This window comes from Rhodococcus sp. NPDC079359 (assembly GCF_040702585.1).
Classification (GTDB): domain Bacteria; phylum Actinomycetota; class Actinomycetes; order Mycobacteriales; family Mycobacteriaceae; genus Rhodococcoides.
Genome location: NZ_JBFBLH010000002.1, coordinates 404,538 through 431,522, shown reverse-complemented (window position 1 = coordinate 431,522; position 26,985 = coordinate 404,538). Strand labels below are relative to the sequence as shown.

33 protein-coding genes are annotated in these 26,985 nt (G+C 63.3%); 14 read left to right on the top strand and 19 right to left on the bottom strand.

Annotated features, from left to right (window positions below; all coding sequences use genetic code 11):
* Positions 1-361: 361 nt before the first annotated feature.
* From AB0362_RS06780 to AB0362_RS06760, 5 genes are all read right to left on the bottom strand, one after another.
* Complete coding sequence (locus AB0362_RS06780; protein WP_366235249.1) at positions 362-1,384, bottom strand: hypothetical protein; 1,023 nt, start codon at positions 1,382-1,384, stop codon at positions 362-364.
* Between the two features lie 90 nt (positions 1,385-1,474).
* Positions 1,475-1,957: a preprotein translocase gene (locus tag AB0362_RS06775; protein ID WP_366235248.1), complete on the bottom strand. Its 483-nt coding sequence runs from the start codon at positions 1,955-1,957 to the stop codon at positions 1,475-1,477.
* On the bottom strand, positions 1,945-2,721 hold the full coding sequence (tatC, locus tag AB0362_RS06770) for a twin-arginine translocase subunit TatC (RefSeq protein ID WP_366235247.1): 777 nt from the start codon (positions 2,719-2,721) through the stop codon (positions 1,945-1,947). The genes AB0362_RS06775 and tatC overlap by 13 nt, the downstream gene beginning before the upstream one ends.
* Complete coding sequence (locus AB0362_RS06765) at positions 2,718-2,945, bottom strand: twin-arginine translocase TatA/TatE family subunit (RefSeq protein WP_366235246.1); 228 nt, start codon at positions 2,943-2,945, stop codon at positions 2,718-2,720. The genes tatC and AB0362_RS06765 overlap by 4 nt, the downstream gene beginning before the upstream one ends.
* A gap of 33 nt (positions 2,946-2,978) precedes the next feature.
* Positions 2,979-3,974, bottom strand: a complete 996-nt coding sequence (locus AB0362_RS06760) for an intradiol ring-cleavage dioxygenase (RefSeq protein WP_366235245.1) — start codon at positions 3,972-3,974, stop codon at positions 2,979-2,981.
* Positions 3,975-4,155: 181 nt separating this feature from the next.
* On the opposite strand from AB0362_RS06760, the gene AB0362_RS06755 reads away from it, so the two are divergent.
* The 5 genes from AB0362_RS06755 (at position 4,156) to AB0362_RS06735 (ending at position 8,612) form a co-directional block, all read left to right on the top strand.
* A complete protein-coding gene (locus AB0362_RS06755) occupies positions 4,156-5,184 on the top strand; it encodes an ABC transporter substrate-binding protein (RefSeq protein ID WP_366235244.1) in 1,029 nt (342 codons plus the stop codon).
* A 134-nt stretch (positions 5,185-5,318) separates the two neighbouring features.
* Positions 5,319-5,471: a hypothetical protein gene (locus AB0362_RS06750; RefSeq protein ID WP_366235243.1), complete on the top strand. Its 153-nt coding sequence runs from the start codon at positions 5,319-5,321 to the stop codon at positions 5,469-5,471.
* Positions 5,471-5,731, top strand: a complete 261-nt coding sequence (locus tag AB0362_RS06745; protein ID WP_366235242.1) for a hypothetical protein — start codon at positions 5,471-5,473, stop codon at positions 5,729-5,731. The genes AB0362_RS06750 and AB0362_RS06745 overlap by 1 nt, the downstream gene beginning before the upstream one ends.
* A gap of 158 nt (positions 5,732-5,889) precedes the next feature.
* Complete coding sequence (locus AB0362_RS06740; RefSeq protein ID WP_366235241.1) at positions 5,890-7,236, top strand: hypothetical protein; 1,347 nt, start codon at positions 5,890-5,892, stop codon at positions 7,234-7,236.
* Entirely contained in the window at positions 7,236-8,612 is a 1,377-nt protein-coding gene (locus tag AB0362_RS06735) for a PQQ-binding-like beta-propeller repeat protein (protein ID WP_366235240.1), read from the top strand. Before AB0362_RS06740 ends, AB0362_RS06735 begins: the two co-directional genes overlap by 1 nt.
* Before the next feature lie 28 nt (positions 8,613-8,640).
* On the opposite strand, the gene AB0362_RS06730 is transcribed toward AB0362_RS06735, so the two are convergent.
* Both AB0362_RS06730 and AB0362_RS06725 read right to left on the bottom strand, forming a co-directional pair.
* Positions 8,641-9,759, bottom strand: coding sequence for a hypothetical protein (locus AB0362_RS06730; protein ID WP_366235239.1), 1,119 nt, complete (start codon positions 9,757-9,759; stop codon positions 8,641-8,643).
* A gap of 118 nt (positions 9,760-9,877) precedes the next feature.
* Entirely contained in the window at positions 9,878-10,513 is a 636-nt protein-coding gene (locus AB0362_RS06725; protein ID WP_366235238.1) for a DUF1109 domain-containing protein, read from the bottom strand.
* A gap of 322 nt (positions 10,514-10,835) precedes the next feature.
* On the opposite strand from AB0362_RS06725, the gene AB0362_RS06720 reads away from it, so the two are divergent.
* The gene (locus AB0362_RS06720) at positions 10,836-11,273 is read left to right on the top strand and encodes a GNAT family protein (protein ID WP_366235237.1); all 438 of its coding nucleotides are present in this window, start codon (positions 10,836-10,838) and stop codon (positions 11,271-11,273) included.
* A 44-nt stretch (positions 11,274-11,317) separates the two neighbouring features.
* Here AB0362_RS06720 and AB0362_RS06715 read toward each other — a convergent pair whose 3' ends face one another.
* Positions 11,318-11,932, bottom strand: a complete 615-nt coding sequence (locus AB0362_RS06715) for a class I SAM-dependent methyltransferase (protein ID WP_366235236.1) — start codon at positions 11,930-11,932, stop codon at positions 11,318-11,320.
* Between the two features lie 169 nt (positions 11,933-12,101).
* Between AB0362_RS06715 and AB0362_RS06710 the strand changes: the two genes are divergently transcribed.
* The 3 genes from AB0362_RS06710 (at position 12,102) to AB0362_RS06700 (ending at position 14,259) form a co-directional block, all read left to right on the top strand.
* Positions 12,102-12,536: a hypothetical protein gene (locus AB0362_RS06710; protein ID WP_366235235.1), complete on the top strand. Its 435-nt coding sequence runs from the start codon at positions 12,102-12,104 to the stop codon at positions 12,534-12,536.
* Positions 12,537-12,736: 200 nt separating this feature from the next.
* Positions 12,737-13,063 carry a hypothetical protein gene (locus tag AB0362_RS06705; RefSeq protein ID WP_269596486.1) on the top strand — a complete coding sequence of 109 codons (327 nt, stop codon included), beginning with the start codon at positions 12,737-12,739 and terminating at the stop codon, positions 13,061-13,063.
* 227 nt (positions 13,064-13,290) lie between these two features.
* Complete coding sequence (locus AB0362_RS06700; RefSeq protein WP_366235234.1) at positions 13,291-14,259, top strand: diiron oxygenase; 969 nt, start codon at positions 13,291-13,293, stop codon at positions 14,257-14,259.
* On the opposite strand, the gene AB0362_RS06695 is transcribed toward AB0362_RS06700, so the two are convergent.
* From AB0362_RS06695 to AB0362_RS06675, 5 genes are all read right to left on the bottom strand, one after another.
* Positions 14,232-15,452 (bottom strand): Fic family protein, encoded by a 1,221-nt coding sequence (locus AB0362_RS06695; protein ID WP_366235233.1) that lies wholly within the window; start codon positions 15,450-15,452, stop codon positions 14,232-14,234. The genes AB0362_RS06700 and AB0362_RS06695 overlap by 28 nt on opposite strands.
* A 90-nt stretch (positions 15,453-15,542) precedes the next feature.
* Positions 15,543-16,274 carry a TetR/AcrR family transcriptional regulator gene (locus AB0362_RS06690; protein ID WP_366235232.1) on the bottom strand — a complete coding sequence of 244 codons (732 nt, stop codon included), beginning with the start codon at positions 16,272-16,274 and terminating at the stop codon, positions 15,543-15,545.
* Positions 16,275-16,309: 35 nt separating this feature from the next.
* Positions 16,310-16,837 carry a copper resistance CopC family protein gene (locus AB0362_RS06685; RefSeq protein WP_366235231.1) on the bottom strand — a complete coding sequence of 176 codons (528 nt, stop codon included), beginning with the start codon at positions 16,835-16,837 and terminating at the stop codon, positions 16,310-16,312.
* A gap of 20 nt (positions 16,838-16,857) precedes the next feature.
* Positions 16,858-17,214, bottom strand: a complete 357-nt coding sequence (locus AB0362_RS06680; protein WP_032396178.1) for a metalloregulator ArsR/SmtB family transcription factor — start codon at positions 17,212-17,214, stop codon at positions 16,858-16,860.
* 14 nt (positions 17,215-17,228) lie between these two features.
* Positions 17,229-18,434: an MFS transporter gene (locus AB0362_RS06675; protein ID WP_366235230.1), complete on the bottom strand. Its 1,206-nt coding sequence runs from the start codon at positions 18,432-18,434 to the stop codon at positions 17,229-17,231.
* 126 nt (positions 18,435-18,560) lie between these two features.
* Here AB0362_RS06675 and AB0362_RS06670 point away from each other — a divergent pair, with 126 nt between their 5' ends.
* Entirely contained in the window at positions 18,561-19,787 is a 1,227-nt protein-coding gene (locus AB0362_RS06670) for a PAS domain S-box protein (protein ID WP_366235229.1), read from the top strand.
* Positions 19,788-19,869: 82 nt separating this feature from the next.
* Here the strand turns inward: AB0362_RS06670 and AB0362_RS06665 are convergent, their stop codons facing one another.
* A complete protein-coding gene (locus AB0362_RS06665; RefSeq protein WP_366235228.1) occupies positions 19,870-20,163 on the bottom strand; it encodes a hypothetical protein in 294 nt (97 codons plus the stop codon).
* Positions 20,164-20,256: 93 nt separating this feature from the next.
* Here AB0362_RS06665 and AB0362_RS06660 point away from each other — a divergent pair, with 93 nt between their 5' ends.
* Positions 20,257-20,469 (top strand): hypothetical protein, encoded by a 213-nt coding sequence (locus AB0362_RS06660; protein ID WP_366235227.1) that lies wholly within the window; start codon positions 20,257-20,259, stop codon positions 20,467-20,469.
* Positions 20,470-20,491: 22 nt separating this feature from the next.
* Here AB0362_RS06660 and AB0362_RS06655 read toward each other — a convergent pair whose 3' ends face one another.
* Entirely contained in the window at positions 20,492-21,439 is a 948-nt protein-coding gene (locus AB0362_RS06655; protein ID WP_366235226.1) for a type IV toxin-antitoxin system AbiEi family antitoxin domain-containing protein, read from the bottom strand.
* Between the two features lie 41 nt (positions 21,440-21,480).
* Between AB0362_RS06655 and AB0362_RS06650 the strand changes: the two genes are divergently transcribed.
* Entirely contained in the window at positions 21,481-21,897 is a 417-nt protein-coding gene (locus AB0362_RS06650) for a hypothetical protein (RefSeq protein WP_366235225.1), read from the top strand.
* A gap of 236 nt (positions 21,898-22,133) precedes the next feature.
* Positions 22,134-23,729, top strand: a complete 1,596-nt coding sequence (locus tag AB0362_RS06645) for an ABC-F family ATP-binding cassette domain-containing protein (protein ID WP_366235224.1) — start codon at positions 22,134-22,136, stop codon at positions 23,727-23,729.
* 11 nt (positions 23,730-23,740) lie between these two features.
* On the opposite strand, the gene AB0362_RS06640 is transcribed toward AB0362_RS06645, so the two are convergent.
* Positions 23,741-24,073 (bottom strand): hypothetical protein, encoded by a 333-nt coding sequence (locus AB0362_RS06640; protein ID WP_366235223.1) that lies wholly within the window; start codon positions 24,071-24,073, stop codon positions 23,741-23,743.
* Between the two features lie 41 nt (positions 24,074-24,114).
* Here AB0362_RS06640 and lepB point away from each other — a divergent pair, with 41 nt between their 5' ends.
* Positions 24,115-24,852, top strand: a complete 738-nt coding sequence (lepB, locus tag AB0362_RS06635; RefSeq protein WP_366235222.1) for a signal peptidase I — start codon at positions 24,115-24,117, stop codon at positions 24,850-24,852.
* Here lepB and AB0362_RS06630 read toward each other — a convergent pair whose 3' ends face one another.
* The 3 genes from AB0362_RS06630 to AB0362_RS06620 all read right to left on the bottom strand — a co-directional run bounded on the left by AB0362_RS06630 (position 24,853) and on the right by AB0362_RS06620 (position 26,952).
* The gene (locus AB0362_RS06630; protein WP_366235221.1) at positions 24,853-25,224 is read right to left on the bottom strand and encodes a PLD nuclease N-terminal domain-containing protein; all 372 of its coding nucleotides are present in this window, start codon (positions 25,222-25,224) and stop codon (positions 24,853-24,855) included.
* A gap of 229 nt (positions 25,225-25,453) precedes the next feature.
* Positions 25,454-25,921, bottom strand: coding sequence for a hypothetical protein (locus AB0362_RS06625; RefSeq protein ID WP_366235220.1), 468 nt, complete (start codon positions 25,919-25,921; stop codon positions 25,454-25,456).
* Positions 25,918-26,952, bottom strand: coding sequence for a LacI family DNA-binding transcriptional regulator (locus AB0362_RS06620; protein ID WP_366235219.1), 1,035 nt, complete (start codon positions 26,950-26,952; stop codon positions 25,918-25,920). The genes AB0362_RS06625 and AB0362_RS06620 overlap by 4 nt, the downstream gene beginning before the upstream one ends.
* Positions 26,953-26,985: the final 33 nt, after the last annotated feature.

Here is a 26,985-nt window from a genome sequence, read left to right as displayed (position 1 = left end):
GCAGAGACAGCGACGAGGGAGGCTCGAATCAGCCACCGGCGAGAAGACATGCGAGCGGTCACAGACTGCCTTTCGAGCGGTGGTCCGTCCGGACCGACAATTGACGAATCGGAACCTACCAATCCGATCGGATCAAATGCATGTGGGAAAAGAGAATTCATCCGAACGCAGGACGGGCTCGTCGATTGTTTGTCGCATAGTCCACTGTCCACCTCGTGGATCGAGAGGAGTCCGCCTTCTCTGCCTGCCGTAGACTCCGACTCGTCCCGAGGCGCCGAGCCCGCGCGGTCGCTCTTACCCCGATTTGACCAAATGTCGCGAGACGTCCGAGCGATCTGATCAGCCGGGCTTAGGAGGTGACCTACACCCGATCGATTCCCGCTTCGTGGGTCGGATCGATGAGGAACAGGCTGCTGCCGTCCAATCCGTCTCTGCGGTGAATGTTTCCGCGCAATCCGGCTTCGACCAGTCGTACCGCTATTTCGTAGATCTCTTCGAGGCGACCGTCGGTGAGATCGGGCCTGATCGCGAGATGGATTTCGTCGCCGATGTGGCGCAGTACCGCTTGGAAGCTCGGACTCACCGCGCTGTAGAGCTCCTCGCATTGGACCACCAGCGCGTCGGACATGACGAAGTCGTCCTCGGCCCCGAGCAGCGGCATCACTCCGAAGTCCTCGAGCAGATCGATCAGCTGCACGGCACTGCGACCGGCTGCCGTCGAGCGATCTGCCTGTACACCGGATTCCACTTCCTTCGTCGTGAAGATCAGTGTCGCCTCGGCGCTGGGATCGAGCAGACCCAAGTCGGCGCGCATCGCCTTCAGTAGCAACGAGTGCATTCTGGTGATGTAGGCATGCTCGCTCTGCAGACGTTCGTGTGCGGGAGCGGGGATTCCGGTTTCCGGAGCCAGCGGTGCGAACACCCGACGATCGATGCCCGTGGACAACTCCAACGCCAACGGATGGACGCGCCTGCGCGCGACCACCAGTGCCGCGGTCAGCGCCAGATTCAGTTGGTCGTAGGCCTTGTCCAATGCCCGCGTCGCAGCCTTCAGGTCGCCGACCGGAGTCGAGACCACCGCTGCCGAAATCTCCTCGGCCACAACCCGATCGACGTTCGACAGCGCGAAGAGTAGTTCCTGGTATCGCGCGGTCACCTGGTCGCGGTTCCACGAGTCGTTGTCGCTGGACTGACGCACCTGACGATCGACGGCGGTGTGCAACGCCGCCAACTCCCGCGACATCACCTCCTCCTTCGCGCCGACGCGTCGGACACTCAGCGCAGCCAACGCGGCACCGAGCGCAGCGATGACGACGAGAATCAAGGTCCACACCGCAATCGCGGTCACACCGGACTCGGTCGCAGCTACGACGCTGGTAGTCATGGGCACATCATGCACGAATGTGTTACATATCGTTCTTCTTTCGCCGCTCTAACTGCCAGGTAATTGTGGGTGGGTTATCGCCTTTCGGATTCAGCCCAGAGCGGTTTGGGCTGCACCGATCTCTGTCGCCATCGCCGAAGTAGCGGCTTTCGGCTGGCTTTGCGCCGCGATGCGACGTGGATCGTTTTGGGCGAGTGAGTCGATGAGGATGCGTCGGGGATGCGAGGAGGGCCCGGTGATGAGGTACTTCTGACCGGGGCGCACGCGGGCTGCTTCGGCGAGGACCCACTCCGATGGGGAATCGGTGTCACGCAGTTCGTTGGTGTCACGCAGTGCGTCGCTGACGATGCGGCGGGGGTCGTATTGCCGCAGGTTCATCGATTCCCATTCCGAGCGTCGGAGCGGAACGCCCATGTCTGCTTCGGCCGCGGTGCGGGTGGTGTCGACGAAGTGGCGCACGCTGCGTACGGCGCGGGTGAGTTGGTGCGCGTATCCGGGGAGGCGTTGGGGGCCCAGGACGAACCCGGCGATGATCGCGATCAGGAACAGTTTCTCGAAGGTCAAGCCGAACATGAGGAGAGCTCCGTTTTCGGGGGTGTGAGGGCGCGTTTGTCGTGTACCTCGGTGATCACGATTGCTGCGCCGAACAGCGTGGCCATGGGAACCGCGACCAGGAACATCGACAGGACATCGGCGGCGGGCGTGACGAGTGCACTGAACAGTGCGATGGCGACGACGCTGATTCGCCAGCTGCTGCGTAGCCTGCGCGCGGACAGGATGCCGAGGCAGTTCAGCATCACCAGCAGTGCCGGGAGGACGAAGGCGATGCCGGTGGCCAACACGATCTTCATCACGAAGTCGACGTAGTACGAGGCATTGAGGATGGTGCTGTCCTGGTCGGAGGAGAACCCGGCGAGGACGCTGACCATGCGGGGGAAGATGGCGAACCCGAACACGCAGCCGGCGACGAACAGTGGAGCTGCGGCCGCGGAGAAGCCGTAGACGTATTTCTTTTCCCGACGCGTCATGCCGGGGGTCAGGTAGGCGAACAGCTCACGCAGCCACACCGGAGACGACACGATGACGCCGGTGAACAGGGCGATCTTCAGTTCGAGATCGAAAGCGCCGGTGACGGTTTCGAAGTTGAGGCTGGCCTGCCGGGTGAGGGCGAGTTCTTCGACGGGTGCGCGCAGAATGTCGAGAATCTGATCGGAGAGCGCGAACCCGATCGCAATGCCGACGAGCAGCGACACCGCCGCGCGAATCGCGCGGCGACGTGCCTCGCGTGCATGCGCGGCAAGCGGCATCACTCCCCGCGCGGCGGTGGCTGTGCTCACGAGGTGTGTCGGTACGGAACCGGCGTGGACGCAGCGTCGGCGAACACCGGAGCCGTCGTGTCGTCACCCGCTACGGGCTTCTTCTCCTCGCGCACTTCGTCTTTCAGGATGCGCATCGACTGGCCGACGCCCTTCGCGAGTGACGGGAGCTTGGTGGAGCCGAAGACGAGCAGCAGGATGGCGAGAACGATGAGGGCATGCCAGCCGGTGAGGTTGTGCAACATGGTGATTCCTTCGGTGGTGTGAGGTAGGGGTGATCAGTTGGTGGGTGCGGTGCCTGCGGGTGGGCCGCCGGCCGGGGGAGTGCCGCCGCCCATCGGGGACTGGCCGCCTCCGCCTCCGGAAGGGGCTGCGCCGGCGGCGGGTTCGGTGGTGGTGTCGATGGCGACGGCCAGCGATCCGACGTAGCCGGCGGTGGGGTCGCCCGAGAACGACCCCATCTGCAACTCGTAGCCGTCGCCGAACACGTTGTCGTTGTCGAGGCTGCCCAGCTGCGCGAGGTTCTGCGCCGATGACGGGTAGGTGTCGAGCTGGTAGATCGCATCGAGCATGTCCTGAGGAAAGGCGATCTGCGAAGTGGCGATGGCGTTGTCTGCGGTGGTCGCAGAGGCGGCGTCGGGATACACCTCGAAGTGAATGTGGGTCCAGCGCCCGCTGTAGCAACCGGGGACGATCGTGTCGAAGGTGACGGTGCCGTTGGCGTCGGCGGCTTGGATGCCGCGCAGGTACGTCTCGTCCTCGACTCCCTCGGAATACATCGAATACAGTCCTGCCGCATCGCATTGCCACAGGTACACGGCGGCGTTCTCGAAGGGGCGATTGTCGTTCGCCATGTCGGTGAGGGTGAGGCTGAGCGACAGGGGCACTCCGCTGACCGCGGTGCCGCCGTCGAGGCTGGAGGTGATGTCGCGGCGAACGATTCCCGATTCTTCGAGCACGTTAACGCCGTTCGAGCCGTCGGCGGGGTAGGGGCCGTTGGTCTCGTCGGGGATCTCGCTGGTTGCGGTAGCTGTGCTCGACGCGGTTGCCGTTGTGGCGGTGGCACTTCCAGAGTTCGACGTGCTCGAGCAGGCAGCCAGCGCCACAGCGCCGGCTCCGGCGCCGACGATGCTCAGCACGCGACGACGGGTGACGAGGGTGGTGATGTCGAATCTCGCGCCCTGGTCGACGACCTCCTCGGCGGGTCGATCGAGCAGCCGGCCCTCGTAGGCGGGTCCGGCAGAAGTGTTGGTGGGCTCGGGGATGCGGGTCATCGTCGTGGGTCTCCTTCGATGTGGCACTGAATGATTCGGTAGTGCCAATACTCTGGGACGATGCGGTGAAGACCCTGAACCTCCGCTGCAAGGTTCCTGTGAGCGGTGTGGCCCGGATTTCCGATGGGGGATAGCTAAGGCTAGCCTTATCGGCAATGCCCTCTCGAGCTACAGGATTGTCATGACTCATCGCCTCACGTTCCGCTTCGCCGCAGTGTTCACCGCCGTGGCAGCCGCATCCATCGCACTCGCCGGTTGCGGCTCCACCGATTCGGCCGACAGTCCGGCAGCCGCATCGTCCACCGGCACGTTTCCGCTGACCGTGCACCACATGTACGGCGACACCACGCTGGACGCCGTACCCGAACGGGTCGCGACATGGGGATTCGGCACCACCGACGCTGTGCTCGCACTCGGTGTCGTCCCGGTGGCGATGCCGTCGGCCGAGTACGGCGGAGGTGACGATCTGATCTATCCGTGGGTGTCCGACGCGATCGAGGCCTCGGGCGGTCCGGCACCGGTTCTGCTCGACAACGTCACGGACGCACTGTCCGTCGAGAAACTGCTCGCCACCGACCCCGATGTCGTGTTGGCCCCGCACTCCGGCCTGACGCGAACCGAATACGACGCGGTGACCGCGGCCGGAGTTCCCGTCATCGCCCCACCCGAGGAGCTGTGGTCGACGCCGTGGCGCGACGTCATCACCACCACCGGTGACGTTCTCGGAGTTCCCGAGCGCGCACGCGATCTCGTTGCCGATCTGGACCGACAGGTGCAGGACGCAGGCGCGGAGCATCCCGAATTCGACGGCCGCACAATCGCATACGTGTCCGAGGCTGCGGACGTGTACTACCTGCTGTTGCCGACGGACCCGCGAGTGGAACTGCTCGAGAACCTCGGCTTCGCCTCACCGGCATCGGTGACCGATCTCGCGACCGACGACGCGACGTACTCGACGACCGTCTCGGCGGAGAACATCTCGAAGATCGACGCCGACGTCGTGTTCACTCAGGTCGACACCGAGGATGCCCTGCAGCAGTTCCTCGATTCGCCTGTGTCGCGGCAGATTCCGGCCGTCGCTGCCGGTGCGGTCGCCGGATTCGTCGGCCAGGAAGCCGGAGCCGCAGTGGGCCCGACGGCACTGTCGATTCCGTACTTCCTGCCGACACTCGTCGACGGACTTGCTGCTGCTGTTTCCGTCGACGGGTGAGTCCTGCCGAAGAGCGGGGTGGTTTCGCGCGGACTTCTGCAGGCCTTACATACCGAGCGGTCTTCGGTGTGGTTTGCTGGGATGGAGGGTGGCAGTAGGTGCTGGGTTCGAATTTCTACGAGGAGGCGGATCGAATGTCTGCGTTTTCTGCAGTGCGCGCCACGAACCGCGTGGTGACGTTGTCGTCGCGAGACGGTTGGCGCGTCCGGAATTCTTTCCTGTGCGCTGTTCCGGGAGGACTCGGCACAGCGGCCCAGTACGACGTACTCGAGGACATCATCAACTGATGCCCGACTCACCAGCTCCCGAGCTCAGTGTGACCCGGACGTTCGCCGGCGGCATCGTCGCCGCCGGCGTGTTGGCGGTGACACAGCTGTTCGTCGGCCACGAAACCGCGCTGTACTCGATCATTTTCGGCCTGCTGGCGATCGTGTTCGCGTTTCTCGCCTACTGGGCCTGGGTGAAGGACAACACGACTTTCCTCGGCATCGTGTGGGGGTTGTTCACCATGGGATCGGCAGTTGTGTTCGTGGCCAATGTTCTATAGCCAATAAGCCTCTTGCATCAACCGGCATACGAGTTCCGTCCCGGCCAAGCGCTGGCACCCGCCGTCACAACCGACACGATATGTTCCTCTCGTAACAAACCCACCGGTTTTAACGACAGGACCGGCGTATCGGATTCTACGATCGGACGGCACACTTCATGGGCGACACCGGATCGACGACCAAATCCAGGTGGACTACCGGTCTCGTCATCGTCTCGATCGTCGCCTCCGGCGTCATTGTGGCCGGGCTGACGCAACCACACGAGGAACTCCAGTTGACCACCGCGCCAACGACTCCGACAGCAGAACCGGAAGCACCGATGATGCCGGAATACGTGCGCATCACCGAGCCCGCCGACCCCACTGCCGCCATACCCGGCTGCGACATCGTCGAGACACCCGGTGAACCGATATTGAGCATGAGCACCTCGATGACGGAGTCGACGTACGACAACCCCAAGTTCCCGTGGTTCAGTGGCCCGAAGGCGACAGCAATGTCCGACGCCGTCATCGATCTGCTGCCGACGGGGGTCGAGGTGGCGTTCGCATCCCCGCAGGGATCGCTTCGATTCGGTCCGATCATGGACTTCGACGAGTCCGATCCGAACTCGATCGGTTCGACCGACGCATGGGGAACGGTGTCCCGTGCTGGTGCTGCAGGCACCGTGCATGTCAGCGTCCGACAGAGCACCCAACCCATTCCAGCGTGCTTCGCGGGGGCCCTCGACGAACGTGTGACGGCACCCGACGGCACCGTCCTCGACCTGAACGACATGTGGGAGGAAGTCAACGGTGTTCGTACTGTCAGCCGAAGCGTGGCTGCATACGTGCCCGACGGTTCGTGGATAGACGTCACCGCCGACGACCGACCCTCTACTCCAGAAACGTCGAACAGCGGCCAGATCCCGCTGAGCCTCGACGAGCTGCAACGCATCGCCCTCGATCCACGCTTGCGTTCCACCGCGCCCGTTCCGCCGGGCACTGCACCGCCTGCACCAGACTGCGGCGTCTATACCGACGTGCCCGGCCCGGACATCACACGCGAGGAACGAGACCGACTGAACGACGTGCTGGCCGGTGCCGACCTGGGCGGCATCGTTCTCGATCGCCCGTTGAATACGTTGCAGCTGACAGACTTCGGGATGGACATACTGTGCAGCAGCTCGACCGTGGTGGGAACCAATACGAGCCTCGGTCTGACGCTCGTCGGTGGTCAAGAACTTCCGCGCGAAGACGCCGAGCGGCCTGACCCGTTCTCCGATACTCGAAAGACTTTTCGCACTCTGGAAGACGGGACGGTTGTCCAGACCGACCTCTCGTCTTATGCGTCGGTGAGCAGCGACGGCAGCGAGGATGCCGAGCAGCGGGTATCGAATTCGGTGACCGTGACGCGCCCCGGTGGTACCCGCGTTTCGATGACGTCGAGCTCCGCCGTGACGAGTGAACCAGTGCGGTTGGAGATCCTCGAAACCGTCGCGTTGACCGATGGCTTGGAGATTCGCTGATGCCGGAGAAGCAGACGTGGGCCCTGGTGGCCGCAGCGACCGCCGCGGTCGTGACGATAGTCGGAGCAGGCGCAGTACTTGTTGGACAGACGCCCACGTCCACCATGAAGATCATCGGAACAAATGATCGAACGCCCGGCTTGGCGTGGTCTTTGAGTGCTGCGGACTATCTCGGTCGACCGTGGGCGCAGTTCTTCGACCCGCGCGGTGGCGTCATGTTTCCGGACGGGTCCTCCGCAGCCATCTCTGTTGGCGACACACTTGTCGTGGCAGCGGGGGTGAACCGCGACGGCTATTCACTCGAAGACCCGGTGATGCTCGGAATCGACGCTTCGGACGGCACAGTGCGCTGGCAACACCCCGCCACCGGAATCGAGCAGTGCGCCAGCGAGTCTTTCGACGGCAAAATCGTGTGCTACGCATCAGGTGATGCGTACGAGATCGTCACGTACGAAGCAGCTTCGGGGAATGTTGTCAGGACACCCGTCGAAGAATCGGTGTTCGCGTTGACCGTCGCGGACGACACTCTCTACGTGGTCGAGGGCAATGCCGAGGACTACGACGTGCGAGTCCATGCGGGCACACCTGACGACATCTCGTCGAGATGGGTGCAGCAGTACGAAGCAGGTGGCGCGTGGGAAGAAGTGTTCTCGGGGGCATTCCTGACCGTTGCCGACGGAGTCGGTCTTGTCGGAACTGCCTGGCAAGGAGCAACATTCGATGCCGAGACCGGCGCGGAACTGTTTGGTGGCGACCCCAATGAATGCGTGACATCGTCGACCTTGGTCGCAGGACCGGCAGTTGCGCAAACCCATGTGGACTGCGAAACCTACGACACGATCACCGAGGTGCTCCGCCGACCGGACGGACGCATTGTTGCGACCGACGTTACCGGTGTGCCCCAGACGCCGCGCCTCTACGAGCCCGCGGCCGAGGGCGTTCCGGTCGTGATCGGAAGCTCGGGGTACGACACGTCCACCGGAGAGAAATTATGGACGAATCCAGATCTTCTCGGAGACTTCGACGGAACTCGGTACCCCACCCTCGTCGCCGTCGTCGGAACAACTGCTTACGTAGAAGATTCGACGACCGACGTCGCCCTCGGCATAGATTTGCGAACCGGTTCCGAAATGTGGAGACGCGACCTCGCCGGGTCGTTCATCCCCTCCGGTCATTCTGGGACGACGATTGCGGGAGACGACGGTCGAGCGATCGTTGCCGTGGACATCGAAACGGGGAATCGTCTGTGGGAGGCCCCCTTCGAAGCCATCGACACAGATCCGGACCTTTATTGGTCTGGAACGACGACTCCTACCGACATTGGATGGATGCACGTCTCACCCGACCGGATGCTGGGGCTCACTCCGCTCGACTGACGCTGACGCGAGCCGGTTGCTGACCATGTCAACGTGGCTTTTCTGCGGTCCACTCAGGGTGCTCTCCGTCGGTGACGCACGCCCACACCTGGGCTTCGTCGCCGTCGGAGGTTGCGGCGTCGGTGAGCCAGTATGTTTCGTCAGGTGCCCATCCCGCGATGACACTTGACGTGTCGTCGTCCACGGCGATGGCCGTACCGGCTGCGGCAAGGTAGCCGCAGACGGTGAGGTGAATACCGTCGTAGTGCGCGGCCACCCGTGGCCAGTCGGGAATGACCCATCGGCCGGCCCGCCCGGTGGTGGAGTACCAGTCGTGCCGCTTCTGCGCAGTGACCTCGACGGGGAACTCTCTGCACAGCTGCGCCCACTCCTGTGCGCCGTCGATCTCGTACACGCGAACACCGCCGGGAACACGCAAGCGCCGCGAGACCGCCCGCTTCCACCCCGAACCGTCCTCGACGAACCACAGCTCCGCTGGGGTGCCATCGAACAACGAGCGAGTCGAACTCCGTGTCGGAGGGACCGACCACCACTCACCGGAAAAGCCCGCGGCCGGGTCCGCCGGCCGCTCGCTCGCTGCTCGTACTTCTTCTTTCACTGTGCGAGTACCGTAGTCGCGCAACGACTCCGCGGTCGTCGGTGTGGCCGCGGGGCCATCCGAGACCTGGGTGTCCGTGTCGTCCCACTCCACGATCCACTGATCAGCGGCCGCAAGACCCGTCGACCACCACTGTGCGTGCGGCGTCGAGGCGACGTGTTCAGCGATCCGTTCGAGCTCACCCCGTACAGAAGCGGTGGCCGCGAGAACGTCCTCACCGCTCGGTGGCTGCCAGTACATCGCGTGATCGACCGCTGCAGCAAGGGCCGAACGCAGTACGCCTGCTGTCATTTCCGGGAGCGGCACCCGAGACAGGTGATCCGCCACATCCTCCGCTGTCACCACGGTCCGCCGCGCTTCCTCAGCACCGGGCCCGAACATCACCACTCCGGCACCCTGATCTACGTCGAGGCGGTACGACGCCAGGAACACCGCAGAGCGAAACGAATCCTCGGCATCGACGCCCGAATCCTCCTCCGCGAGCAGCGAATACTCCAGGACCAACCGACGACCACGCGGGCCTGCAAGTAACCAATTGACCTCACTCATTCGTGCTCCCTCTCAGTATCGTCGCTCTTGCTGAGCGCAAACGCAGACCGTTCGGCCCTCACAACTCCACGCGCCGGCCCCTGGTCGGTACATGGCGTGCACAGTGGCGTTCGGCGGATCAGTCTCGGTACACCGATTCGTATTGGTACCAAGGGCCGTCGAGGTGAGTCCAGGAGGAATCGGCATCGCCCCGGCCGCCTGGTTCGTGATCAGGCGAGTAGACCCACCCGCTCGTAAAGCTGAAAAAGATGGTCGAATTGTCGACGAAAAAGACCTCTCCCGACAGACCGCCTCGGGCGCTACTGATATCGAAAGGACCGATCTCGAACTTCTCGCGGGACGTGCCGGGGTTCTCCCGGATGTCGACGGCAATGGCCTCGAACTCGCTACGCTTGTCGAGGAATGTCGTGCTCGGCCCCCACACCACGAAGGCGAAAGCGACAGAGACGATGACGGGCGCGGGAAGTATCCACCAGGACCAACGTTGGTCGCGGCCGAGCACGTAGAGAGTTCGGATCGCCCACACCAGGCCAGTGACGGCAAGAACCACAAGGACGAGTAGATGGGCCAGAAGTGGGTCGGCCCAGGTGTGTGCGCCGAACGGAGACGGCCACCAATTTCGTTTGACGCAGACCCATACGGCAACGGCGGCTGTCACGAAGGTCAGCAGTATTCGACCAGGTGGCTTCGACCGTGTCTGGTCGCCCGTCAGCTGCTGATGCACCCACCTGTCGAGCGATGTCATTCTCGCCATCGAGTCAGCGTATCGGCCCGCAGCCTGCGGCCGATCTCGAACGTTGTACGTCAGTACGGAACGGATAGGAAGGCCGATACCCCACGGCGTTCGAGACGGGGCATCCCGTGTAGCGGCACGCAGGGGCGCCGCGCATCGCCAGTTCGGTCCTGCAAAAAATGAGACTCGTGCCCATTCTGGTCGAACCCGCTATTCCCGAGGGATCATTTGTCGGTGCTGCTCAACCCCTCGTCGAGGTCTCGCGGTCGGTCTCGCTGCGCCCGTGGGATGGGGGCGATGCTGCAGCGGTGGTGGACGCTTTCCGGGACCCACTCATCCAACGATGGCACGTCCGGCGCGCAGATTCCGTCGAGGAGCAGCGGACTGGATCGAACGGTGGCAGTCCGAGTGGCACAAAGAATCCGGAGCCCATTGGGCTGTGGTCGATTCGTATTCGAATCTTCTACTCGGGCGAATCGGGTTGAAGAGTATCGATTTGTACGACGGAACAGCCGAGCTGGTGTACTGGATGACTGCATCGGCGCGTGGGCACGGAGTGTGCTCGAACTCGGTGATTGCTGTGGCGCGATGGGCTTTCAGTGAAATGACGTTCAATCGCATCGAGCTCGAGCACTCGGTCGACAATGCTGTTTCGTGCCGCGTCGCGGGAAGGGCCGGGTTCCAGTTGGAAGGGACTCGTCGTAGGTCAGCACGTCACGCGGACGGGTGGCATGACATGCACGTGCACAGCATGATTCGGGGAGAGTCGAATGCGGGCTGAGTGACCCTTGGCTTGTGTGGGACAGATGTCACTGCGGCACAGGGTCAGATCCGATGCGTGACCCGAACCACCGCATCGCGCAACGTTTTCGAGTGCACACCCGTCCCGCCGACGGTCCTGGAACGCTCGAATGCGGTGTCGATGCGCCACGCGGAGGCGTCGAACAGGGCGGTGATGCCTTTCGCGGTGACGGTGGCCTCGTGCGGCGGCTCGCCCTCGTGTGAATGATGTTGTGCGCCATCGTGCCGATGGCCGACGATGAGCAGCGAGCCACCCGGCGCGACCCACTGCGCGATGTGTCGATAGAACTCCAACTGTGGAATCGACGGATGCGCGTAGTGGGTCATCACCAGATCCCATCGCTCGGTGGGGTTCCAGGTCGTCAGGTCGGTTTCGATCCAGGTGACGTCGACCTTTGCTGTCTGCGCCTGCTGCGCGGCGGCCTGGAGGGCAGCTGCGGAGATGTCGGCACCGGTGACCTGCCAGCCCTGCTCGGCGAGCCAGATCGCTTCCGCTCCGGTGCCACATCCTGCGTCGAGCGCGGTACCGGGCGTCGATCCGGCTGTTTCCTCCACGAGGTACGGATTCGTTGCGACGGTACGAGATGTTCTGTCATCCCAATGGTGCTCCCAGTAGTCCTTGTCGAATGCGTGCGTCATCGCAGAACCCTCTCGCTCGATGTTTTGTAGGGAGAGTGGCACCCCCTCTGAATTATGGCAATCTATCTTGCTGTTTCGGCAAATAGGTACGTATGTACGACTTTCGGGAACCGTTCGCGCTCCCGCGCCGTCCAAGGGTTTGGGATGGCCGGCCGACGATGGGGTCTTGATGACGACGAAGTGGCGAGAAGTGACGAGCATCGAGTGCCAACAGGATTTCGACGACCTGCTCGACGTCTGTATCGATATCGCCGCCGAGCGAATCAGCGAGAACTGGGGCCTCCACCCGGTGGCTGTCGTCAACGATTTCTCCGGCGGGCAGAGGGTGCTCGCGCCGCTGCAGCCGGAGGGCGGCGGGGCATCGAACGCCGCGATGCACGAGCAACTCGTCCATGATCTGCGAGCCGTCGCCGGGGATCTGCGGTCGTACGCCATCGTGTCCGACGTGACCGACGAGGAGGCGTCGGGCACATATCTCGAGGTTCTGCTCGAGCACCGCGAGTACGCGATGCGGATACTCGTCCCGTACCTGATGCCCGACGCCTCGACCTTCGATCTGGGTCCGACGAAAGCTTCGGTGGGGCAACGGTTTCTGTGGCTCTGATCTCTCCGCAAACGCGCGCGCCTTTGCCAGGTGCGCGCGAATTCTGCCCGTCTCGGGGGCGAATCCGAACGCGTCTGACAAACGCGCGCGCCTTTGCGAAACCCGGGGGTGCGCGGCCGATCGACCTCGTCCAGGGGATTGGCACTCTTCACCGTCGAGTGCCAAAATGGAGGCTCATACTCACTCGAAAGGAGTCCGCAGTGACCGTCACCTCTCCCCACTTCGATACACGTGATTCGGACGACGACATGCCACCGAAGTGGTGGAATCGGCGCATTCGTACCCGCGCTCAGGTGACCGAATATGCCGTCATGTTCGGTGCACTGTCGATCGTCTCGTTCTGGGCTGCGGGCCTCGGTATCGCGGCGGGACTGATTGCCGTCGCGTCCGCGCTGTGGGCCGATCGCAGCCCCGACCTCTCCGGGCCGCCCGCCGATCGCAGCGACAGGGCGCTTGCCATCGGGACCGGAATCGTCGGAATCGTCGTCGGCATCGGATTCGTCGTGATGGTGTTGCCGTACTGGTGATGGAGCGACTTCGTCGCATGTGACCGGAACTTCGTAGCCTGCTACGAGTTTCTGCTCACGACCCGGGGCACCCGAGCCTTCGAGGCCGGTCGACCGTACAGCGGTCGGCCGGTTTCGTCGTTTCGAATCGATTTCTTCAAGTATCTGCGACGGAGCGTTGCACCAACCAGATTTATATGTGACGCTGTGTAGCGTAAAGATTTGAGGACGCGGGCGGAAGGATCACCATGACTGCAGTCGACGACGCACGAACGCTCTACCGAGACAGGCTGCACGCTCTGTCGACGGCATCGGTGCATCAGCACTTCGACGCCTTCCTCGACATCCCCTGGGATGAGCCCGAATATGCAATCGTTCCCAACGATCCACGCTGGGTGCTCCCGGACGCGGACCCGCTCGGCCACACCGACTGGTACAAGTCGCTTCCCCTGGACGAGCAGATCCACATCGGGATGTATCGCCAGGCCAGCATGGTCAAGGTCGGCCTGCAGTTCGAGCAGATCCTCATCAGCGGACTCATGCAGTACGCCCTCACGCTGCCCAACGATTCACCCGAATTTCGGTACTCGACGCACGAAGCCACCGAAGAGTGCCACCACACCCAAATGTTCCAGGAACTGGTGAACCGCATCGGCATCGACGTTCCGGGTGGGCCCGCGTGGTTCCGCAAGGTCGTACCGATGCTCACGGTGTTCGCCGCTCGATCGGCACCGTTCGGATTCTTCGTCGGCGTCCTCGCGGGAGAAGAGCCGATCGACCACATGCAGAAGGGCGTCCTGCGCGCCGGTAGCGTCGGACACCCCTTGGTGCAGCGCGTGATGCAGATTCACATCGCCGAGGAAGCCCGTCACATCGGCTTCGCGCATCAGTACCTCGAGCACAAGGCCCCGCGGCTCGGACGCTTCGAGAAGGCGTCGATCTCGATACTCATGCCCATCATCATGCGATTGCTGTGCGATGTGATCATGAAGCCGAGCAAGCAGATGCGACGCGAACTCGACATCCCCGACGAGGTTGTCGACGCCGTCTGGTGGGACAGCGACTCCTCACGAAAGGCATTGCGCGACACCTTCGGTGACGTCCGCATGCTCGCGGGCGAGCTCGGACTGATGAACCGCGTGTCCCGACGCGTATGGCGCGCCCTCGGTATCGACGGACGCCCCTCGCGCTACCGCAGTGAGCCGTCGTTCGGCTGAGCTGTTCGTTGGGGGACCGAGCGTCTTCCGATGGCGACGCTGAGTGCATCGAGTTCGGCCAGAACCGCCGTGGCAGCCCATATCTGGTTGCGCTTGCTGGCTGTCAGTACCTCGAGCACGCCTGCCTCGGTCAGCCGAGCGAGGGCGCGATAGGTGCTCGCATCGGTGGTGCCGGTGATCCGACTGGCTGTGTCCGCGTTCAAGATCGGGGTGTCGAGCAAGGCGTCGATGATCTTCGCGTCCGCAGAATTGGCGCGGGGGCGAGCAGTGGCGCGCCAGTGTTCGGGAAGTTCGGCCAAGGCCTGGGCCGATTCCTGGGCGGCGTAGCTGGACACGGTTGCCGCCTGCGCGACGTAGTTCACGAATCCATCTGCGTCACCGGCGCGGTAGTCGGTCAGCCTGTCGAAGTAGCGCCCTGTGTCCGCGAGCATCACCGATGCCAGGGGGACTGTCACCCGTCCGGTCAATCCGCGTCGACGCAGGATCGCGCTGATCAGAGCCCGGCCGATGCGGCCGTTGCCGTCGGTGAACGGGTGGATGGACTCGAACTGGGCGTGCGCGATCGCAGCCTGAGCAAGTACGGGCAGATCTGTTCGGTTGGCGAAGGTGAGCAGATCCGTCATCAATTCGTGGACGAGCTCCGGCGGAGGCGGGACGTACAGAGCGTCGATCGGGGTGTAATCGCTGCCGCCGATCCAATTCTGCACGTCGCGAATGGTGCCCGAATCGCGCGCGGTGTAGAAATCCGGTGCCATCAACAGTCTGTGCGCGGTCGTCAGGTCGTCACCGGTGATCGGACCTCTGCCTGAGGCGTCGACCATCGCCGCCAGAGCATGCACGGCCGCGAGTTGAGATTTCGCCTCGGCGTTGGATTTACCTCCGGCGAAGGCCTTGCCGAAGGCGCGCCAGCCGGCGTCGATGTGCTCTATTTTCGACGATGCGACAGACTCGCTTCGGAGCAGAAAGTCGGACAACGGTGCCAGGTGCTCGCCGAAACCCGCCTCCAGCCGGACGACAGCAATGACCGCCTCTTCATGAGCCCGAGCAACCGAGCCGGAGAGATCGCACTGCGCTTCGCCGATCATGGGTGGGATGGACACTTCGATGTGTTGCAGCGTGCGATCGGCCCGCGAACCGTGACGCCGACTCGGCTTCCAGGCCCGCGACTCGACGCGGTGCGGCGACCAGATCATTGTCGCCCCCGATCGTCAGAAAACGCGACTGTTTCGAACGTAAGTATACTTTGATATCACGAAAGTAGGCTATGTGCGCCAATGGACGCGCTACCGCAGTGAGCCGTCTTTCGGCTGAGTCTCGTCGACGACGCTTTCGAGTGGCACCTGCGGGATCGCGATGCCGCGGGATGCTCCGAGTCCCTTGACCTGAAGCCAGATGGTGTCGGCCAAGAATGTCGCGAAATGATCGAGCCCGGTACGTGTTTCGGTCTGCCCGCTCCAACTGCGCACCGCACCCATGCAGCCGGACACCAGGCCCGCCACCCACGGCCGCACCAGCGACCAGTCGTCGGTGGTCAGGTCTGCATGCACGAGGGACAGGAACGCCGCGACGCTCACTTCCAACTGCTCGGCCAGCATGGCGTTGGTTTCTTCGAGGGGAGTGGGCGACTCGGCACTGACGTCCTGCTCGACGAAACGCGTCCATGCGGGATGCTCGGCCACCCACCGCACGTAGGTACTCACCACTCGATGGACCACATCGCGAGGAGTGCCGGTCAACGCGAACGAGGTGACCAACGTGGCCGTCAACTCCGCGCAGATCGCCCGCTGAATGGCCGTATCCAGGTCGGTGCGATCACGAAAATGCCGGTACAGACCGGTGCGATGCACCCCGGCCTCGGCGGAAATCTGAGCGGTGGTGAGCCGCTCACCAGGAGCGATATCGCGCGCCAGCACCTTCATGGCGGCGTCGATGATATGGCGTCGACGATCGGTGTTGTGCTGTTCCCAACGCCGCTTACGGCCATCGGACTTCGGGCGCGGGCCACCGTCACTCATGCTGCATGTTCTCACGTCCACACTGGGCAAGGCTGTCAGTTGCTGCGTTTACGAAGCGCGAACAGAACGCCGGCGGCGCCGACCACGGCCACCGCTGCGCCGATCGGCCAGAGTGGGAATCCGTCGTCGGTGTCCTCTGCCGGAGTAGCGGGCGGTAGGGCCTCGTTGGTGAAGTCCAGGTCCGTTGCCGGCGGGGCGTCGGCCTGGGTGAGTTGGAACGGAATGCTGCCGGTGATCGGGTGCCCGTCGGCGGAGACGACCCGATAGCCGATGGTGTAGTCCCCTCCCGCGCCGAGTCCGTCCAGATCGACGGTCACCGTACTGCCGTCGACGACGGGATCCGATGCCCCCCATTGCGTTCCATCGGATCCGATGACAGTCACGGTGGCGAAGTTCGACTGAACGGACTGATTGAACGTCAGCGTCACCTCGTCCGGCGCGGCGTCGAGCACGGAGTTCTCGGCAGGGTTGCTGGACTGCAGAGTTGCATGCGCAGCTGCCGGAGCGATCGACAGTGCCGTCGCGGTGAGAATGGCGGCTGCGATCACGGCCAGGCGTTTCATGGACTGCTTTCCTGTTGTCGCTACTCGTGTGGAGGTTCGCCGGTGACCTTGTGGTCTGCGAAGTTGAGGCCTTCACGCACGAGACGGGCGAGGTGACCGTCGGCCAAGCGGTAGATGACGTTGCGGCCGTCGCGTCGGGTCTCGACGAGTCCGGTGAATCGGAGCTTGGCCAGATGCTGACTGACGGCGGTGCGGGAGGTTCCGGTGGCCGTGGTCAATGCGCTGACGTCGGCGGGGCCTCGGTCGAGTAGCCAGAGGATGTGCAGTCGGGTGGGGTCGGAGAGCATCCGAAAGGTGTCGCTGGCCGTGGCCAGGCGGGCGGAGTCCGGTTCGACGGCATGGTCGAGACTGATGCGCGGTTCCTTCTTCGGTGGCATCGAACGTCGTCTCCCTACGCGGAGGCGACCACCGACATTCGGGTGCGACTCCACAGGCGTGCTGCGGTCAGTGCCGCTAGTGTAGCCAAGCCCGTGAGCACCATCGCCGCAGTGAACAGTCCGAACTGGGCCCCGACCCATCCCGCAACCGGATAGGTGAGCAGAAACGCGGCATGCGACAACGAGAACTGCGCCGTGAAGATGGACGTACGGGTGCTCTCGTTGGATTCACGACGCAGGATCCTCGCCGACGGCGTGTTGATCATCGACGTCCCGACGCCCAATATCGACCACGTCGTGGCCAGAGCTATCCAGGCTGCCGACCCGCCGTTCAGGGTTGCGACTGCTGTTGCTGCTGCGGTTCCCACGACGGCCGTTGCGGCCCCGGTGAGCATGAGGGTGTGGTCGTTCGTGGATCTCAGCGCCCGCGGGATGAGCAGTGCAGCGAGCATCGAACCGCCGCCGTAGAAGCCGAGAGCGATGGCCAGCTGGCTGCTCGAGCCGCCGAACAGATCGCGAACGTAGACCACGGAATTGACCATCACGAGAGCTGTCGCCGCAGCAACCACCGTGTTCAGGGCGAGCAGCCCCTGCAGTTCGGGATTTCTGATGAACGTCGTGATGCCTGTTGTCGGCCTGTTGTGTTCGAGCGCAGTGTGTTTCGGCAGTACCGTGCCCACCACCATCATCGCGGAGACGACGAACCCCAGCGCCGTGCCGACGAAGAGCGTGTGGAAGCCGATGACCGTCAACAGTGCTGCGGCGATGAGTGGACTGACCAGTGACTCGAGGTCGTAGGCGAGGCGCGAGAGCGTCAACGCACGGGTGTACTGCTGCGAGTCGGGCACCACGGACGGAATGACCGCCTGAAACGTGGGAGTGAACGTGGCCGACGCCGCCTGCAGAACGAAGATCAGCACGTAGACCTGCCACACCTGATCGACGAAGGGCAGCGCCAGCGCGGTGAGCGCCCTGACGGCGTCGGCGCTGACGAGCACGAGCTTGCGGGGGAGCGTGTCGGTCAGTGACGAAACAATCGGAGCAACAAACACATACGCGATCATCTTGATCGCGAGAGCGGTGCCGAGGACCGCACCGGCGGCACTGCCGGCGATGTCGTAGGCGAGCAGCCCCAGTGCCACCGTCAACAGACCGGTGCCCAGCAACGCGACGACTTGCGCGGTGAAGAGGCGTCGAAAGGCGATGTTTCGGCGAAGCATGGTTTCAAGGTACACATGCGTGCGCACTTGCGCACTCATATGGTTTTGCTGATTCCGAGTTCCCGCAGGCACGACAGGGAATCTTTGGGTAGCGTTGCGCGGTCGGCGTCACAAACGAGGTGGTCCATGACCGGTACGCGAAACGCATCGAGCGAGGTCATGCGTCGCGCCGTCGATCAGTTGCCCTCGATGATCGGGTACTGGGACAGCTCGCTGCGGAATGTGTACGCCAACCAGGTGTATGCGGATTATTTCGGTATCGAACCTCGGGATTTGGTCGGTAAGCACCTCAGCGAACTGCTCGGCGAGGCTCTCTTTCAGTTGAACGAGCCGTACATCACCGGCGTCCTCGCGGGCGAGCAGCAGCAGTTCGACCGGACCCTCATCGACGTCAACGGTGCCGTGCGCGTCACTCAGGCAACCTATGTGCCCGATATCGTCGACGGTGCCGTCGTCGGGTTCACCGCGTTGGTCGTCGATGTGAGTGCGCGCGCCGAGGTCGAACGTGAGCGCGATCGCGCGATCCGGCTGTTCCAGAACGTCATGGAGAACGCCCCGATCGGCAAAGCAGTGATGACCCGTGACGGACGATGGCTCCAGGTGAACAAGGCCCTGTGCGAACTACTCGGCTACACCGCAGAAGAATTGCGGCAGAAAACTTTTCGAGACATCACCCATCCCGACGACATCCCCCTCGCCGACGAACACCTCAAGGGACTGGCCGACGGGACGCTGACGAACGTGGCGTCGGAGAAGCGATACATCCGCAAGGACGGTGCCACCATCTGGGTACAGCGAAACGCGACCGTGGTGCGCGACGACGAATCCGGCGACGTCATCATCGCGCAGATCCAGGACATCACCGCCCGCAAAGCTGCCGAGGCGTCGCTCGAACGCCAGGTGCTGATCGACGACCTGACGGCGTTGGGTAATCGACGACGATTGATGGCCGAGCTGGATGCGCTGAAGGAATCGGTCAGCAAACGCCCGGTCGGAATGCTCTTCGTGGACATCGATTCCTTCAAATCCATCAACGATCGGTTCGGCCACGCAGTGGGGGACCGGGTACTCCAGGCAATCGGCCGTCGCATCCTGGACAACACCCGCACTCGAGATATTGCTTGCCGCATCGGCGGTGACGAATTCGTAGCCCTACTGCACTCCGCCAGATCTGCCGAGGGAGTCGAGCGCCTTGCCAACCGTGTTCGTGGCCTCCTCGCCGGCCCCTACGACATCGACGGCATTGTCGTCCCGGTCTCGGTGAGCGTCGGATGGAGTTGGGAACCGACCACCGACCCGGACGAGTTACTGCGCATCGCAGACGAGCGAATGTACTCGTCCAAGCGCGCCTGAGATCTGGATCAATGTGGGTTTCAGTCGGTCGGAGTGCAAGAGAGTCGCATTGATCCGGTGGGTCGGGCGGGGCTGGGGAATCTCAAAGCCGTGTCGGCCGAGCACCCAGCGGCGGCGCAGGGGCAGGCCCGCGGTGCTTACGTGACTCGACTCGATACGCGATGTAGAGATACAGGAAGCCGGTGATGGCACCGCCCAGGCAGCTTGCAGCGATATCGAGCGTGGTGGAGCCCGAGGTGATCGTCAAGTGCATGAGGAGGAAACCGATACCGACTGCGGGCACGAGGGCAAGCGCATTGATGTAATCGGCCCGGGTTGCGCCGCACTTCTTGCTCAGTGCACCGGTCATGACCCACTCGCGAAATGGCTTCTGCATCTCGGCCTCCGACCTCGTGCGGTCCAGTTTGTCCGTTTTCTCCACGGTACCGGATTGTTCGCGGCGCTGACCGTGTCATGGGAGGGTGCAGGTATGCGTGCTCTGGTGCTCCTCGCGGTTCTCGCGATCGTGTACAAATGGCCGCTGTTCGGAGGCAGCCCCGGCCAGTGGTCTGCCCTGTTCCAGGGCGTCATGATCGGCGCGATAGTCAGCACCGCGGTGACTCCCGCGGGATGGAAGGCGATCCGTCGCATCAGAAGTCGACTCGATGGGTCGTACAGTCCGCCCAGGTCCTCGCGGCGATGAAATCGGGTGCAGCTGACCGCGCTCAGCGCGGCTGGCTGCACCGGATTCGATCGAGAGTAGCGACTATTTCGGCGATCACGTGGTCCATTCGTTCGGTCAGGTCGACCCAGGTGTAGCGAAGGATCGTCCAGCTCTGAATGATGTCGTTCTGCCTGATCCGATCCTGATGGAACGCGTCGTGATCGGAGTGAAATGCCCAGCCGTCGATTTCGATCACCACCATCTCGGCGAGGAACGCGAAGTCGAGTTCGTATCCGCCCCATCGATAGTTGACCACCCAGCCGCCGATCTTGCGGGCCCGGAACTCTCGAATCAGGAGACGCTCGCCCTCGGAGCGTGCACCGTTCGCTGCGACTTTCAGCAGCCGCTTCGCTTCGGGAGCGCCGGTGCGACCTGGGTTTCGTGCATCTGCTCGCTGCAATCGCTCGAGGTCGGTGTGTCGCTGAAGTGCCCGATCCATGATGTGCGCCTTACCTATCGACGCTTCGAGTACGGTGAGTTCGAGAGACGTGACACGAAGTCCGCGCCGCTCGACGATGTCCTTGTTGTGAATGTCGCGGCGGCGTAGTCGGCAGCCCTCGGCGCGGCTTCGCCCCCTGCGTGGGGTGGTGACCTCGATAATGCTCGGCGCTACGGAGATCACTCCGTGCCAGAAGGCAGCGGCTTCTCCGCTGAGCGCAGCGTTCGGTCCCGCACCCCACACAGCGCACCGAATGCGTGCGTCCGCAGTGAATGGGCGGTCCACGACGAAGTACACCCCGCGATGAATTGTTCGCCACGCACCCGCGCGAACCGAGCGATCCACAGCGTCGCCACTCAGGCCGCAGAGCGCCGCCTGCGCGCGAGTGATCACGCCGTCGTGCTGTGCCAGCCATTCATCGAGCATGTCCACTTGGACGTTCACTGCGCCGAAGCGGTTCCACAGAGCGAATCGGGTGCACTGAGCCGCGCTCAGCGCGGCTGGGTGCACCGAATTCAATCGACGTGAAGCTGTGTGTTTGAGTCAGTCTCATGAATTGGGTCGCCAAGGAGCTCGGTTCGGCTGCGACCGTGGGTGCGGGCACGGCTGCGGTGCTCATCTGGCCGATCGTCGACGGTCGGTGGTGGGACCTGACCCTCCCCATCGTCGTCGGTGGCGCGTTCGGACTGGCCGTGGGCCTGTTCGCTGTCGCCGGTGGACACTACGCAGCTCGGACTGCAGCGTTCTGGCCACCGCGGACTCGCAATCGGTGGAGACATCGATTCGCGCTGTGTTCGGCAGCGGCCGCGATGCTCTCGGTTGGCGGACTGTTCGCATGGACCAAGGTGGGCTCGGGGAATTCATCTCTGGACCCGGAGTACTTGCTAGTGCTCGGAATACTGACAGCGGTGAGCTATGCCTTCGCGTACGTTCTCGCGCCTTCGACAACGACCGATGTGGACCGCTGAAAACGTAGTAACGAACAATCACGTCACTGCACCGGGAAACCGACGAAAACCGGTGGTGGGCCGCTGGCTCGGCTTGCTACCGTCCGAGCATGCATCTGATCTTCGAGTGACGGCTTCTTTGGCCGAGTCGAACGTGGGAACTACCCGCATTCGGCGGTGCCGCCGATTCCGGACCTACCCGGTCCGTCCGTCACCCACGCGCAGCTAGGTTGCTGTGCTTCTTCTTCGGAGATCGAATGCCACACTTTTCTTCTTTCCGTGCGCGCGCCAACGCGCAACTCATCGCCTCCGACATCGCAGTCACGTTCGGTGGCTCACCGGTCTTGACCGGTGTCGACATCGCTGTGACACCCGCATCTCGGTGGGCAATTGTGGGGGAGAACGGGCGCGGGAAGTCCACCCTCCTCAACGTCTTGGCCGGGCGGTTGACGCCAGACTCGGGAACCGTGTCACGTGTCGGGACCCTCGATGTTGCCGAGCAGGAAATGGTCACCACGGACGAACGTACTGTCAGGGAAGTCCTCCGCGAATCCATCGCCGAGTCGATATCGGCGTTGGCGAGTCTCGACTCGGCAGCGCGAGAATTCACCTCCGGCACAAATCGAGCTGAGCAGAGATTCACATCAGCGTTGGAGCGCGCCGAGGCCCTCGACGCGTGGGACGCCGAGCGGCGACTGGACATTGCGCTCGACGGACTCGGTGCAGTAACCGACAGAACCCGGCTTCTGTCGACGCTGTCTGTTGGACAGCGATACCGGGTTCGACTCGCCTGTTTGCTCGGAGGAGATCACGACTTTCTGCTTCTCGACGAACCGACCAATCACCTCGACCGCTTCGGCCTCGACTATTTGGCCGAACGGCTTCGAGGTCGGGCGGGTGGTGTCGTGGTGGTCAGCCACGACCGAGCTCTCGTGTCCGATGTAGCGCAACAGATCCTGGATCTCGATCCGACTCCGGACGGTCGCCCGCGCGTCTACGGTGCGGGCTATGCCAGCTACCGGGCCGGCCGCGCTGCCGAGCGGATCAAGTGGGAGCAGGAGTACGAACAGCAGTTGGCGATGACTGTGAAGCTCCACGAAGATCTGAGCAGAGCCCAGAACAGACTGGTCAGCAGTTGGCGGCCGAGCAAAGGCACAGACAAGCATCAACGCGCCACCCGTGCAGGAGGTCTGGTGCGAAACGTGCACCGCAGGCAGGAAGACCTGCAATCGCAGCTGCTCCCAGTTCCGGAACCACCTCAGCGGCTCCGGTTTCCGACAATCGTTGCACAGCGCGGAACGCTGCTGGTTGCCGAACATGTGACGGTGGAGGGGCGACTGGGTGTGCCTGTGTCGCTGACCCTATCGGCAGGCATCAAGCAATTGGTGACGGGGCCCAACGGATCCGGGAAGTCCACACTCCTCTCCGTGCTCGCGGGGCACGATAAACCGACGACCGGCCAGGTGCGTGCAGCGCACGATGCGCGGGTCGTTCTGCTGCGTCAGGAGTCAGAATTGCCGCCGGAATGCAGAGCGGGAGAGTACTTTCGATCACGTTCAGACGGGGCGGTCTCGTTGTCCTCTCTCGGTTTGCTGCAGTCGCGAGAGATGAACAAGAGGATCGGCGAACTATCGATGGGGCAACAACGCCGCCTCGATCTCGCACTGGCTCTCGCCTGCCGCCCGAGCGTTCTACTGCTCGACGAGCCGACGAATCACCTGTCCATCGCTCTGGTTGACGAATTGACCCAGGCGCTCGAGGCAACCGATGCCGCGGTGGTGGTGTCCACACACGATCGACAGATGCTGCGGGACACGAGTTCCTGGGAAGCTCTCGACCTCGAGAATTCGTGATGCTCGGATGGTCACTGTCCCGGGGTCGACAGGCGTCGATTGTGGGACGAGGTGACAGCGATGACCGGAAGTGCAACTGCAGCAATGAGAGTCATGCCTCCGGCGACCATGGACGGCGTCGCCGCACGGTAATCCCACATCGAGTCGAGCACGATCCAAGCGCCGACGGCAGACACTGCTTGTGCTCCCACCCGCCGCTGCGTGACGTCCTTCGATGGCGCAACCGCGAACTTGCCCCACGTCATGGGTAGTCGATGCCCTTCGTTGACTCGTGCGAGGCGCAGCGTCGCATCGGTCATCATCATCGCACCGAGTGCCGCGACCACAAGGCCCAAAAACAACATGCTCAGTACGTTACGCAACGGCTGCGCTCTAGGCTGCCAGGATGACGAAGGCTCACGATATCCACCGACGCAGAATCCCGCCCTGGCTTCGCGAGATAGCCGTTCTGGTTGTCGTCGCGTTGGTGTTGAGCGTTTCTCTGCAGACGTTCGTCGGCCGCGTCTATCTCATACCCTCCGAGTCCATGGAACCGACGCTGCACGGATGTAAGGGATGCACAGGCGATCGGATTGTCGTGGACAAGATGACCTTTCGATTCGATGACCCGGAGCCGGGTGATGTGGTGGTGTTCCGTGCACCGACCATGTCGTGGAACGTCGGGTACACCTCCGCGCGGCCGACCAACCCGATAGCGAGAGCGCTACAGGACGCTGGTTCATGGGCGGGACTCGTTGCACCCGACGAGAACGACCTCGTCAAACGCGTCATCGCCATCGGTGGGCAAACCGTGCAGTGCTGCGATGCGCAAGGTCGCGTCGAGGTGGATGGTCAGCCACTCGACGAGCCGTACGTCGTCATGGATTTCCCGTTCGTCGAGGACACGCTCACCTGCGAGACGGCGCCTCGATCCGGCCGTTGCTTCGGGCCCGTGACGGTGCCCTCCGGCAATCTCTGGATGATGGGCGACAACCGCAGCGGCTCAGCCGATTCCAGATCTCACAGCACTGACGAACTGGGCGGCACGGTCCCCGTCGGTGATGTCATCGGCAAAGCGCGCCTGATCGTGCTGCCGCCGTCGCGATGGGGCGCCATCGAGTCGCCGCCGATTCAGCAACACTGATCAGAATCCGAGATCCCTCTTGCGACGCTCGCGCTCGAGTCGGCGTTGTTCCTCTGCACGTTCTCGACATCGCCGGAGAAATTCTGCATCGGCATCGGGATTCTGGGCAGCCTGACGGCCAGGGCGTGTTTCGTACTCAGGAAACGCAGAGTTGCTCGCGCGCCGGTTGCCGCCGCCGGAACCTCCCCAGATTCCGCCTCCTACAGGACGTCCCGCGAACAACCATGCCAGTGAGCCGGCGAGCGGGAGAAACACCACCAACAGCAACCACACGATCTTCGGGAGGAATCGCACTCCACCATCGTCGGCCGTGATCACGTCGATCAGACAGAACACCCACAGCAACATCACCAGCAGACCGAGATACGGCATGTGATCCTCCATTTTCAAGACCGTTCGGTCTGATGTATCGAGCATCGTAGCGGGGCTGTCGCGATTTCGACAGATATGTCCCCAGGTCTATCGATCGGCAGGATGTGGTCAGCGAGGTGCCGGACTCCGCTGCCGGGCAAAATCGGGTGCAGCTAGCCGCGCTCAGCGCGGTCAGTTGCACCCGATTCGGCCTCCAATTGCTTCAGCCCGCATAGCGTCGCTGCAACAGTCAGTGGCCTTGGGAGTAGATGAACAGCGACGACTGTCGTGTGTTCCTGGTGAGCAGGACGGTCACGGGGTCTGCCGTTCCCTGCGCAGGACGCGCGGTGGACAGCATCTCGGGTTCGCAGGTCAAGCCCAGTGCAGTCCAGTTGCTCGTCGATGCAGCGGCGCACGTCACCGGTTGCAGGGGCGGGAAGGAAGGGTTTGCCGCCGATAGCGCTGTGTCGTCGCCGGCCTCGCCCGGCGCGTCGAATCGGGCCCGCCACGCGGGCTGGCCGACGAACTCCGTGTGGGTGAAGGCCTGAACGAACTCGAAGCCACTCGGCACGTCGAAAGCTATGTCCTGCAGACCACGCGACACTTCTTCTTCATTCATGGACCTGCGTTCGCCGGGCTCGAACGAACTGCACGACGCGGTGAGAACGACGACAAAACCGATGAGCCAGAACCGACACAGTCCCGCTGACGAACTCATCTCGCCGCACGGCTCGATGATTGTCGCGGGATCAGTGTCGGGAGTGCCTTTTTGAGCGGAGTCGAGCCGTCGTCGCCGTTGAGCAGTATTTCCATTGCGGTTAGGGCGATTTGGTCGAATGCGGTGCGAACCGAGGTCAGGGGAACCGGCAACAGTTGCGCGAGCGGGATGTCGTTGTAGCCGACCAGTGAAAGGTCCTCTCCAACAGCCAGATTGTGGCGATGCGCTGCCGACAACACTCCGAGGGCGAGGTTGTCGTTGGCTGCGAACACGGCGGTGGGACGGCCTGAGCCGTCGAGCAGATCGTGTCCTGCGCTTGCGCCGGCTTCGATTCCGTAGCCGGTCTCGATCGTCCACTCCGGGCGTGGTTGCAGGCCGGCTTCGGCAAATGCCCTGTGCGCGCCCGCCAGACGACCGACAGCGCTGGACGTGAACAGAGGTCCTGTCAGCACTGCGATGTCGGTGTGGCCGAGATCGATGAGGTGGCGAACCGCCAGATATCCACCGGTCTCGTCGTCGCCGATCGAGGACGGGCTCTTTCCGTCGGTTCTCAGCACCAGTACGTGCGGAATTCCGTTCTCGCGCAGGTGACTGGGGAGGGGGTCGTCGGTGCGGCTCGTGGCGAGAACGACCCCATCGACATTGCGCTCCAGAAGCGACTGCGCAGCGTTCCATTCGTCGGTGGGATCGTCGCCGCTCGTCGCGACGACGGCGTGGTAACCCTCCCTGCCCGCTGCCCGGTCGATGGCCTCGAACATCAGCGCCATCACGGTGTCCGAGAGGCGCGGCACCAGGACGCCGATGGTGGCGGTGGCACCGCGTCGTAGATTCGACGCGAACGTGTTGCGCCGGTATCCGAGATGCGCGGCAATCTCGCGCACCCGTACGGCCGTCGCGGATCGGGACGGTGCGACGCGGTCGTCGAGGACACGGCTGACGGTCGAGATGCTGACCCCGGCAGCCTTGGCGACGTCACGCAGTGTGACCGCGTCTGTGCGCTCCGTCGAAAGCCCACTTCGGGTGGAACGCATGTGCAGTTCCTGACTGTTCGTTGAAACTCCTGG